The organism is Micromonospora sp. DH14 (genome assembly GCF_029809455.1).
GTDB lineage: Bacteria > Actinomycetota > Actinomycetes > Mycobacteriales > Micromonosporaceae > Micromonospora > Micromonospora parva.
The window spans coordinates 1-1,146 of sequence record NZ_JARVKT010000074.1 but is presented as its reverse complement, the minus strand read 5'-3'; the positions used below and the strand labels follow the sequence as shown (position 1 = coordinate 1,146).

Genomic DNA, 1,146 nt, shown 5'->3' with positions numbered 1-1,146 from the left:
TCGGTGGTTCGGGTTCGAGGGTCATGCCGGTGCTGGCGAAGAAACCGGCGAGGAGATCGGTCTGTTGCTGACAAGCGCGTAGTCGGCGTTTGACCAGTTGGGCGAGGTGGTCGACACCGCGGGCGGCGGTGTTGGTCAGGCCGCGTTTCATCCAGCGCCAGACGCCTTCGGTGGGGTTGAGGTCCGGAGCGTAGGCGGGTAACCGGATCACGGTCAGCCACGGCCGGGCGGCGATCAGGGCGTGCATGCGGCGGCTGACGTGGGTGTTCAGGTTGTCCCAGATCAGCACTATCGGTGCCTGCAGGCGCTGGTGGGCCTGGTCGAGGAAGGCAATGTAGTCGTCCTCGCTGAAGCTGCCACGCTCCCCGGCGCGACCGCGGTGCAGCCGGGTTCGCCACATCAGCCGGCCTCGCTGTCCGGGCTTGAGGCAGACCAGACCGGCGATCGAGACCCGGCCGGAGCCCTTGCCGGAGACCTCGATGACCGGCGTGTGCCCGCGCCGGGCCCACGTCTTGGCCACCGGCGGTCGCATGACCTGGCCTGCCTCGTCCTGGAAGCAGATCCAGGCACCCCGCGCCGCCGCTAACCTCTTACCGACGGCCACCGCCCGCGATGCCAGCCGGCGATAGCTTCCGGATCGCGTTCGATCGCCCGACGAGTGGGAACCTGCTGGCTGTACCCGATGCGATGCAGCAGATAGGACACCCCACGCAGCGTGTAGGAGACGCCGAAACGGCGCTCGATCACCTCGGCCACCCGCGCGAGCGTCCAGCGGGCATCGTCCCAGCCGTGCACGATCGGACCTACATCGAGCACCTCGGCCAGCTGTTTGCGCTGCTCAACGGAGAGTTTGCAGTCCGAGCCGCCCGGCCCCGCCGACGCCAGAGCCTCCGTTCCGCCAGCAGTCCACTGCCGCCGCCACAGACGCACCGACTTCTCAGAAACCCGCAGCTCAGAAGCGATCTGCGCGGTCGGTACGGACTCCTCGAACATCGCCGCGGCCTGGATCCGGACCTTCTCACGCCGGACCCGGGCTGCCGCGTTCATGCCACCACCAGCCGGATACCTCATACCTCCGGCCTACCGAATCAATCGACCGAGATCACGCCGACACGCCGACGGACGTCAGCCTTTCAACCTCTGTAG

At 67.8% G+C, this 1,146-nt stretch carries 2 protein-coding genes; both read right to left on the bottom strand.

Translation table 11 applies throughout. The annotated features are described in order from the left end of the window. The coding region (locus QCZ28_RS34385; protein ID WP_279520523.1) for a transposase at nucleotides 1-532 on the bottom strand (532 nt) is incomplete at its 3' end. Nucleotides 533-582: 50 nt separating this feature from the next. Next, entirely contained in the window at nucleotides 583-1,047 is a 465-nt protein-coding gene (locus QCZ28_RS34380) for a winged helix-turn-helix domain-containing protein (RefSeq protein ID WP_279520522.1), read from the bottom strand. Between the last annotated feature and the right edge of the window lie 99 nt (nucleotides 1,048-1,146).

Excerpts from the sequence above, each read along its gene's own strand:
- QCZ28_RS34380 (WP_279520522.1), bottom strand. The coding sequence starts at position 1,047 with ATGAACGCGGCAGCCCGGGTCCGGCGTGAGAAGGTCCGGATCCAGGCC.